This window comes from Synechococcus sp. Cruz CV12-2-Slac-r (assembly GCF_024346075.1).
Lineage (GTDB): Bacteria > Cyanobacteriota > Cyanobacteriia > PCC-6307 > Cyanobiaceae > Synechococcus_D.
Genome location: NZ_JAGQEK010000070.1, coordinates 1 through 9,110, shown reverse-complemented (window position 1 = coordinate 9,110; position 9,110 = coordinate 1). Strand labels below are relative to the sequence as shown.

At 50.8% G+C, this 9,110-nt stretch carries 11 protein-coding genes; 3 read left to right on the top strand and 8 right to left on the bottom strand.

What is annotated here, in order from left to right:
- A partial coding sequence (gene priA / locus KB557_RS06890; protein WP_255132628.1) for a primosomal protein N' occupies positions 1-1,731 on the top strand: 1,731 nt, incomplete at its 5' end.
- Here priA and KB557_RS06885 read toward each other — a convergent pair.
- Genes KB557_RS06885 through KB557_RS06875 form a run of 3 tightly spaced genes read right to left on the bottom strand, consistent with a single transcriptional unit; the run spans position 1,703 to position 4,124 of the window.
- Complete coding sequence (locus KB557_RS06885) at positions 1,703-2,698, bottom strand: DUF3153 domain-containing protein (protein ID WP_255132626.1); 996 nt, start codon at positions 2,696-2,698, stop codon at positions 1,703-1,705. The two genes, priA and KB557_RS06885, sit on opposite strands and share 29 nt — an antisense overlap.
- Before the next feature lie 5 nt (positions 2,699-2,703).
- Positions 2,704-3,591 (bottom strand): acetylglutamate kinase, encoded by an 888-nt coding sequence (gene argB / locus KB557_RS06880; protein WP_255132624.1) that lies wholly within the window; start codon positions 3,589-3,591, stop codon positions 2,704-2,706.
- Positions 3,582-4,124: a DUF2854 domain-containing protein gene (locus KB557_RS06875; protein WP_255132630.1), complete on the bottom strand. Its 543-nt coding sequence runs from the start codon at positions 4,122-4,124 to the stop codon at positions 3,582-3,584. The genes argB and KB557_RS06875 overlap by 10 nt, the downstream gene beginning before the upstream one ends.
- Before the next feature lie 50 nt (positions 4,125-4,174).
- Between KB557_RS06875 and KB557_RS06870 the strand changes: the two genes are divergently transcribed.
- Positions 4,175-4,369, top strand: a complete 195-nt coding sequence (locus KB557_RS06870) for a hypothetical protein (RefSeq protein WP_255132622.1) — start codon at positions 4,175-4,177, stop codon at positions 4,367-4,369.
- Positions 4,370-4,391: 22 nt separating this feature from the next.
- On the opposite strand, the gene KB557_RS06865 is transcribed toward KB557_RS06870, so the two are convergent.
- Positions 4,392-4,865, bottom strand: a complete 474-nt coding sequence (locus KB557_RS06865; protein ID WP_255132620.1) for a single-stranded DNA-binding protein — start codon at positions 4,863-4,865, stop codon at positions 4,392-4,394.
- Positions 4,866-4,880: 15 nt separating this feature from the next.
- Between KB557_RS06865 and KB557_RS06860 the strand changes: the two genes are divergently transcribed.
- Positions 4,881-5,663 (top strand): precorrin-6A/cobalt-precorrin-6A reductase, encoded by a 783-nt coding sequence (locus KB557_RS06860; protein WP_255132617.1) that lies wholly within the window; start codon positions 4,881-4,883, stop codon positions 5,661-5,663.
- Positions 5,664-5,684: 21 nt separating this feature from the next.
- On the opposite strand, the gene KB557_RS06855 is transcribed toward KB557_RS06860, so the two are convergent.
- The 4 genes from KB557_RS06855 to KB557_RS06840 form a co-directional block, all read right to left on the bottom strand.
- Complete coding sequence (locus KB557_RS06855; protein ID WP_255132615.1) at positions 5,685-6,686, bottom strand: adenosine kinase; 1,002 nt, start codon at positions 6,684-6,686, stop codon at positions 5,685-5,687.
- Positions 6,683-7,996, bottom strand: a complete 1,314-nt coding sequence (locus KB557_RS06850) for an adenylosuccinate synthase (RefSeq protein WP_255132613.1) — start codon at positions 7,994-7,996, stop codon at positions 6,683-6,685. Before KB557_RS06850 ends, KB557_RS06855 begins: the two co-directional genes overlap by 4 nt.
- A 100-nt stretch (positions 7,997-8,096) precedes the next feature.
- Positions 8,097-8,540 carry a photosystem II protein Psb27 gene (gene psb27 / locus KB557_RS06845; protein ID WP_255132610.1) on the bottom strand — a complete coding sequence of 148 codons (444 nt, stop codon included), beginning with the start codon at positions 8,538-8,540 and terminating at the stop codon, positions 8,097-8,099.
- A gap of 23 nt (positions 8,541-8,563) precedes the next feature.
- Positions 8,564-8,995 (bottom strand): hypothetical protein, encoded by a 432-nt coding sequence (locus KB557_RS06840; RefSeq protein ID WP_255132608.1) that lies wholly within the window; start codon positions 8,993-8,995, stop codon positions 8,564-8,566.
- Positions 8,996-9,110 lie beyond the last annotated feature (115 nt).

Below are 9,110 nucleotides of genomic sequence, written 5' to 3'. Positions count from 1 at the left end.
AGCCGTTCGCTACTGAAGTTGCTTGAGGCAAAGGCATTAATTGAATTAAGCAATCAAACAAAACCGCCCCAGGGCTGGCCTTCTAGCCCGGCAAGAAACCTTGAAATTCCGCCAAATCTGAATCCAGATCAAGCCAATGTGCTGCAGCTGTTCCAAAATCAGCGCGAGCAAAAGGAATGGCTGCTTTGGGGAGTAACAGGTTCCGGGAAAACTGAGATCTATCTGCGTTGTTGCATTCCTGAACTGGAAGCCGGCAGGAGCGTGTTAATGCTTACGCCAGAAATTGGTTTAATCCCCCAATTACTGGAACGCTGCCAAAGGCGATTTGGTAATGCTGTAGTGCCTTATCACTCAGCTTTAAGCGAAGGAGAGCGTTTGGCCACCTGGCGTTATTGCCGTTCGGGTAGTCCTTGCGTAGTGGTGGGAACCCGCTCAGCAATTTTTTTGCCATTACCAAAACTTGGCTTGATCGTTCTTGATGAGGAACACGACAGTTCTTATAAACAAGAAGCGCCAATGCCCTGCTATCACACCCGTGATGTGGCTCGTCTAAGGCAGCAGCAGGAGGGTTGCGGGATCCTTTTAGGTAGTGCCACCCCATGCCTTGAAACCTGGCTCGCCTGCCAAAAGCCAAATAACAGCATCGGCTTACTGCACTTACCTCAACGCATTGCAGCTAGGCCACTACCTCCAGTGCGAGTGGTGGATATGCGGCAGGAACTTGCAGATGGCAATCGACAGCTTTTAAGTAGGCCTCTTTTGGAGCGACTCAGTGGATTGGCTAAACGTAAACAACAGGCGGTGGTTCTGGTACCAAGACGCGGCTACAGCACTTTTTTAAGCTGTCGGAGTTGCGGGCAAGCAGTTACATGCCCCCATTGCGATGTTTCATTAACAGTGCATCGCAATTCCGATGGCCACAGCTGGCTGCGTTGTCATTGGTGCGACCACAGAGACGAAATAGCTACTAATTGCGGGCAATGCGGTTCCACCGCTTTTAAGCCATTTGGGGCTGGCACCCAAAAAGTTCTTGAGCAGCTTGAACTTGAACTTGAGGGAATACGTCTTTTACGTTTTGACAGAGACAGCACCAGAGGCCGCGATGGACATAAGCAACTTTTAGAGCGTTTTGCCGCTGGGGAAGCAGACGTTTTGGTTGGTACTCAAATGCTGGCAAAGGGAATGGACTTACCCAAAGTGACCTTGGCGGCAGTGTTAGCAGCCGATGGATTACTGCATCGCCCTGATCTAAGGGCCGCAGAACAAAGCTTGCAACTACTACTGCAATTGGCAGGGCGGGCCGGCAGAGGCGAACAACCCGGGGAGGTTTTAGTCCAAACCTACGACCCAGATCATCGTGTAATCCAACACTTAATTGCAGGCAGTTACGCTGAATTTTTAGAAGAGGAAGCGGCCGTTAGGCGAATAGCTCGCCTCGCGCCCTACAGCCGGGCCTGTTTGCTCAGATTTGCCGGCCCGCAGGCCAGCCTTACCGCTAGTGCCGCCGCTACTTTGCTGAACCATGTAGCTAATCAGCTAAGAGAAGCTGATTGGCTTGCGATTGGCCCGGCCCCTGCTCCACGGGCCCGAGTAGCTGGCTTAAGCCGCTGGCAACTTTTACTGCAAGGCCCTCCCGCCAGCCCAATCCCGCTGCCATCTGAACAAATCCTGAGACGGTTACTACCAAAAGGAGTTCATCTAGCTATTGATCCCGACCCAATGGAGCTTTAGAGCTCAAATTTTGCAGTAGCAAGCTCAGCGCCAACAACAAGGAAATTAATATCGCCCCTAAACCCAAACCACTCCAACGCCAGCAAGAATAAGCAAAGCTATTTAGTTCACCTGGCAACAGCTGCCAATCCAACGTTGTTGGATTTTCTTGTTGCACCGCAAGCGGCACTGCCAACTCCACAGCTTTGAGGGCCAAAGGTTTTAGATGTAGATGTAAAGACAAACCAGCCACTGGATCTAAATCATTTAGATCCCATTCCAAATTGAGCTGTTGTTGCGCCCCAATTAACCAGTTGCGTTCTTGCCACTGCAGTTTTGGTGCTTGCACGGCGATGCCATAACGCTCTTCAAAGTTCTTCAGCTCAGCTTCAATTTGAGGCCCCAATTGCTGCAGCCTGATAACACTGCTGCGGCTGGAGGGCTGCCGCTCCCACTGCTGCTGAAACTGAAGCCTGCCAGGTCCGTGGAATTCAATAGTGCCATCAACCCTCACACAACCAGACAATAAAAATGTAATGAAAACCAGAAAGAAACCAGCAACCAAGGCAAAACCGAGAGGCGCTCTGGTGCGACCCACAGGTGGTGCAGGGGGAGAACCAGTTTTAGAAACAAGCTTTTTATTTGGCTTATTCACCCCTTTAGCTAATCCTTCAAGGGGCGGGCTATCACCGAGGCTGGGTAATTCAATGCACCATTCCTTCGGACGCTGCAATACCGGAGCTTCAATGATTGCCAATACAGCTTGGGCCTGGCGGCGTTGTTCACTCCCACCCATTAAAAACACCTCGCGGCAACAGGCAACTGCACTTGCTTGATCGTTTAAACCTTGATAAGCGGTGGCGAGCCAGAGCCTTAATTCGCTTCCTTCATTGCAAGATGCAGGCAATTGCGCTTTCAGTGGCAACAGCAAATCAACCACTTTGCGATATTCGCCGCAAGCAAGGGCAGTGCGCGCTTCAGGGTGCATTTGCCTTAACCCATGCTGCTGCCTACCACCATCGTGCCGATTCCCTCTTTAGTAAAAATCTCAAGCAAAAGGGCATGGGGCACACGTCCATCAACGATGTGAGCAGCTCTAACCCCCTGCGCTAGAGCGCGAATACAGCATTCGGTTTTTGGCACCATCCCACCAGCAACCACCCCAGTGGAAATAAGTTCTCTCGCTTCGGCCAAACTGCTATGGCGTATTAAAGAACCTTGATCATTGCGATCTCGCAAAATACCTTGGGTATCGGTGAGAAGTATGAGTTTTTCAGCATCAAGAGCAGCTGCTAATTCGCCGGCAACTGTATCTGCATTGATGTTGTAAGACTGACCTTCGCAATTTGGAGCAACGCTAGAAATTACTGGGATGTATCCCAAATCTAAAAGGGGAATAATCACAGCAGGATCCACCCTCGCCACATCACCCACCAAGCCAAGGGAACCATCGCCATGGGTTCGTGCCCTTACGAGGTCGCCATCGGCGCCGCTTAAACCCACAGCCTTTCCGCCAACTTGATTTAAACCATTAACTATCTGCTTATTAACCCTGCCCACCAAAACCATCTCCACCACATCCATTGTGGCGGGATCCGTAACACGCAAACCCTCTTGAAACACTGCTTCAATTGCTAAGCGTTTTAACCATTGATTTATCTCTGGCCCGCCACCATGAACTACTACGGGGCGCACGCCAACACTTGCTAGAAGCGCGATATCACGAAAAACCGCCTCACGAAGGTGTTGTTCCACCATCGCGGCACCGCCGTATTTAATAACTACCCTGCGGCCACTGAAACGTTGAATAAAAGGCAGTGCTTCGCTCAGCACCTCCACCCGCAGGGCGTCGTGGCTGGAAATCTGCGGATCTATTGGCATGGCTGAATAAAACAGATATTTAAGGCCCCGGGTCCCTCATCTTCCAAACGCGCCTCCAATCCAGGCCCAAAAAATCTGCCAAGCCTTCCTTCCAAGGCCTGCCAGCGCTCCCTAGGCACTGAATTCAAAATAACTCGTAACCGCAAGGCATAACGACCTTCAAAGCTGTATTCCTCAATGGTTTCAATCTGGGGTGGGTTGTCGTCATCCCAGAGCTTGAGGGCTTCTAGGGAACTTTCCAAATGGGCTTTTTGGCCATAACGCCAACGCACAACATCCTTAAGCAACTTCAGTTGGCCCTCGGTGGCGCTGGATTCCCTCAGCTCTTTGCATTGAGCCGCAGGTGTAATCCGGCGAACGGGGGGCAATTCTGATGATTTAAGAGCGAGGCCCCCAAGAAAAATTGGAATGCCGTAAAAAATCGTTGGCAAACTCAAATTGGGGGCGTCTGTGGCGTACGCCACAGAACCAATAACCGTGAGCACCGAACCCAATACGGTTAGAACTGAACCAGGTGAGAAGAGACCTTGCATTTCGCTATCCTCTCTCAAAGCCCTACAAACTGCGGGAGTTTATTTAAAAAATGAGCAGTATTGATATGGCTAATGAATGCAATGGTGCTACAGAACTGATCCAGGTCCTTGAGCAGGATCGCAGTTGGTTGCTAAGAGAACTCGATGCCGGCAAGTGGCCTGAATTGCGCCTGGATTTAGCGGCCCTCGAGAGGGAACTGGGTCAGCTATTGGAGCTGGCATCTGAAAAATCAAAGCCAAATTAATTTTTTAAGCCTCAGGCATCGCTTAAAAAGGAATTTCGTCTTCTGGAAGATCAACTAGCGGGCCAGTATTCCAACTTGGTGCATCTGATGGGCGTCCAGCGGGTGTAGTTACCTTGGCTGGTGCCGATACAGGAATAGGAGCTGCAGGGATGGCGGCAGCAGGGGAGGGTGAAGCTGCAGATGAAACAGAAGGCGACCCCAAAGGATGCAACCGCGACAGTGTGAATTCCACTTTTTTCTCTTTCACTCCATCAGGGCGGGCCACCGTATTCATCCGCAAGCGACCCTCTACAACCAAGCGTTGACCAACCACTACGCGGTTCTGCAGATCTTGGGCCAAGCTGCCAAAACCCACCACTTTCAATTCGCCAGCGGGGTCTTCAGGTCGTAATCCCTCAAGCCGCACTGACATTTCAGCGATCGGAGTTTGGTTGTCTTGGGTGTATCTGATTTTTGGAGCTTCCAGCACTTCCACTTCCAGCAGGCATTGATTCACAACAAAAACGCAACCGTGGCTCTTATTCTCCCCCAATCAGGTACCAGCCACCAGCGGCTCTGGCTACTAAGTGGTACCGGCGAGGGGCCATTTCTCGCCACCAGCCTGTTGGGAAAGGGATGGCATCTAAGGGTGAGTGTGGTTTCAGAAGCTGCAGCAAGGGTTTATCCAAGCCATCCGTGCCTTGAAATAAAGATCGGGGCGTTAGGTGCCGGGGGAAAATTGAAGGCTGCCATAAGTTCTTGGCCTTGCCGCTGGGTAATAGATGCCACCCACCCTTTTGCTCGCCAAATCCATCGAGAATTAGATCAAGCCTGCTCTGATCTGCAACAGCCTCTGCTGCGCTACTGGCGGCCGGAGCTGGCTCCAGGCAAGGCCAAGCTTCTGCCAAATCTTGCCGCCCTTGCAAATGAAAATCTCGAGGGCAAGGTTTTATTTTTAGCCCTTGGTGCCAGGGAATTGAGCAAAGCATTGCTGCACAGCAGAGCTAGCGATCACTGCGTGCGCCTATTGCCTAGCCCTGAAGCATTAAAAACTGCCCTCACCCTTGGCTTATCAGCTGAAAAAATCGCTTGCCTCAGGCCCCACCAAAGCAAATGGGCAGTGGAGGCTGCTCTCTGCCGGCAGTGGGGTTGCGATGTGGTGCTCACCCGGCAATCGGGGGGGAACAATGAAGCCCATTGGCATGAACTTTGTGAAGCCTTAAATCTGCAATTGCTTTTGCTTTCCCGCCCCCCAGGCGGCGGGCTTGCGGCAAAGGAATTACTACAACAAATTGGATCAGTTAATTTAAAATAGTTAAAACTTGCAGGATCATAATTATTTAAAAGAAGCGAGATGATGTTCAATTAAATCCTTTAGATCAACCTGCGATCTGGGGCCCATTTGGGTAACAATCTGGGCAGCACAAATCGAACCTGCATGGCCGCAACGTTTTGGATCCCAGCCTTGGCTGTAGCCATAAAGGAAGCCAGCGGCATAGCAATCGCCAGCACCGGTGGTATCTAGCAAATCTCCCAATTGGTAAGCAGGAATCACGTGGGTGGCATCTCCTGCCAACACCAAAGAACCTTGGGAGCTTCGGGTGAGGCAGGCGAGTTTGCAATGACCTCTCACCAAATCAGTGGCTTGTTCAAATGAATCAGTTAAATAAAGGCTTTTGATTTCATCTTCATTAGCAAACAAAATATCAACATGACCCTCAACAAGCTCTTGGAAACTTGTTCTATGGCGATCAACGCAGAAAGGATCTGAAAGACTAAGAGCAACTTCTCCTCCATGGGCTTTTACCTCAGCAGAAGCAGCTAAAAAAGCATTTTTAGCTGCTTCTGCATCCCACAAATATCCTTCTAAATACAACACTTTGGTTTGCCGCACCATCGAAAGATCTAAATCATTTGGATCTAGAGCAATCGATGCCCCTAAAAATGTACCCATGGTGCGTTGCGCATCAGGGGTTACAAGAATCATGCAGCGCGCAGTAGCAGCGCCAACTTCAGCGGCAGGGGTATCAAAACTGGCGCCGGTGGCCCTTAAATCATGGGCAAATATTTCCCCCAACTGATCATTGCGAACCCGGCCAATAAAACCTGCCCTACCTCCCAATTGAGCAACGGCTGCGATTGTGTTTGCAGCAGAACCACCGGAGCTTTCAATCCCTGAGCCCATGGCTTTGTAAAGCTCTTCCGCCTCGGCTTGATCGAGAAGGGCCATGGTGCCTTTCTTCAGGCCTTGTTCAATAAGAAATTGGTCGCTGGCCTGGGTTAAAACATCAACGATTGCATTACCGATGGCAACCACATCAAAACGAGGGGATGTCATGCGCTTAGTAGTGCTCGTTTAGGACCGTGGATGGGGTCTTCCACCACGATGGTTTGATCACGGCTTGCTCCAAGCGAAACGATGGCGATTGGCACCTCCATTAATTCAGCTAGAAAACGCAGATAAGCCATAGCTGTGGGGGGCAACTCATCTAAGCGGCGACAATCAGCCGTTGATGTTTGCCAACCAGGCAAGGTTTCATAAATTGGCTGACAGCGGGCAAAATCACCAGAACTGCTGGGGAAATGCACAATTCGCTCTCCATCAAGTTCATAAGCAACACATACCTGAATTTGATCAAGCTCATCCAGCACATCCAACTTGGTAATCGCTAAACAATCGATTCCATTAACTTCCACCGCATACCTACCGATCACACCATCAAACCAGCCACAGCGGCGGCGGCGGCCAGTGGTGGTGCCGTATTCCCCACCGCGATCGCAAAGGTGATCAGACAAGCTTCCTTCTAATTCGGTTGGGAAAGGCCCCTCACCCACCCGGGTGGTGTAGGCCTTGGCAACGCCAATTACACGATCGATCAGTGTTGGGCCCACACCCGCACCAATGCAAGCGCCACCTGCCACCGGGTTTGAGGAAGTTACGTAGGGATAAGTGCCGTGATCTAAATCAAGCAGGGTTCCTTGGGCCCCTTCAAACAAAATATTTTTACGGGCCTTTGCCGCTCCATGAATGCTACGAATGCAATCCACCACGTGGGGCGCCAACCTACGGCCATAGGCTGCATACTCCGCGATTACTTCATTTGCATCTAAAGGTTCGATGCCGTGAATACGCTCCAATAGCAAATTTTTAGTTTTGATCGGCACCTCTAGGCGTTCACGCAGATGGGCCTCATCGAGCAGATCAATAACCCGAATGCCGTTGCGTTCAGCTTTATCTGAATAAGTGGGGCCGATACCGCGTCCGGTTGTACCAATACGCCCATTACCCCTTTGCAGTTCAATCGCCTTATCCAGCAAGCGGTGGTAAGGCATGGTTACGTGGGCTGTAGAGGCCAGCTTCAAACCACTGGCATCAATGCCATTGCCGGCAAGCATCTCAAGCTCCCCAAGCAACACCTTTGGATCCACAACAGTGCCAGCGCCAATAAGGCACATGGTGTTGGGGTAGAGAATTCCTGATGGTATTAGGTGCAGTTTGAGCACCTTTCCGTCTACAACAATCGTGTGACCAGCATTTACGCCACCCTGATAACGCACCACCACATCGGCGGAGCGGCTAAGCAAATCGGTAATTTTCCCTTTGCCTTCATCTCCCCACTGTGCCCCTATAACTACTACGTTTGCCAATGCACGGGCGGCACGGGGCCGCTTCTCTGAACAATCCGAAAGCTTCTCAGATCAAGGTGCCATGAGTCAAAGAAAATAATGGGCGCAATGGGCAAATTGCTTAAGAACCCCTGGTAACACTGATTTCTGCTTGATGTAATTCTTTATCAATCCGCTTTACCAATGCTTCTGGTAAGGGTCTATTGGCATAACTTGCGTAGTGGCCGGCGAGGGAATTCAATGCTGTTTGCATCGTTGTGAAAGAAGCCAAACCGTTCACTGAACTATTTGGGCGATAAAGAGCCACATAACTGTTGATTAAAGATCTTGCTTCCTTTTGCTGATTAGCCCTTTCAGGACCTTCAGCAGGGGTGGAGATAGTGGTTAATAAAGCCTCAGCTACTGCGACCGTGTCGTCTGCATAGGAACCGGTAAGCCCTGAGGCGGATTCACCACAGGCACTGAGGCCAAAAACCAAGCTAGTGATCAGCAGCAAGGCAAGCAATTGTCTGGTGAATTGCTTGTAGATCGGATTGAGGAGTGTTTGCAGCGTTTTGATCAACATCGATCCCCGGTTATTTCACCACTTTAAATGCTGCGCCAGCGAGGGGGCATTTTTGCAACTCCGCAATGGCTTTTGGAAAGCTGCCGCAACCAAACCGGAGGCAGTGGCCCTTCAACACCCGACCAGCTGCGCTCCAAAGAAGAATCACGCCGATCAAGGCCTAGCAGGGGGTCTTGGCGACGCAGATTTATTAAACTGATAAGGCCACTGCTGGGCTGAGCGGAATCGCATTCCAGTTGAACCTCCAGGCTGATCTGTTCGCCACCGGGATTACTAATACGAAGCGGCAACTGCCAAAAACTGCGGCTTGAGCTGAACTTGGTTTGTGTTTTGTTGTTACCAAGCCACACCTCTCGGCTGCCAAGCTGAGCCACTTTCTGCCCTGCAAATTGCTGCTGGCAAGAAGAAATACAAACCAACATTGAAACTATCCCGGCTAGCGGAAATAGCTTCATAGAGATCCAGCCCGTTGAACAATCAAACGCTCCAGCAACCAGCTCACTAAAGATTGAGCCTCCCCTTCCTGCTTGTTGCCACTGCAGCGCTCCACCAACTCCACCGCACCAGTTG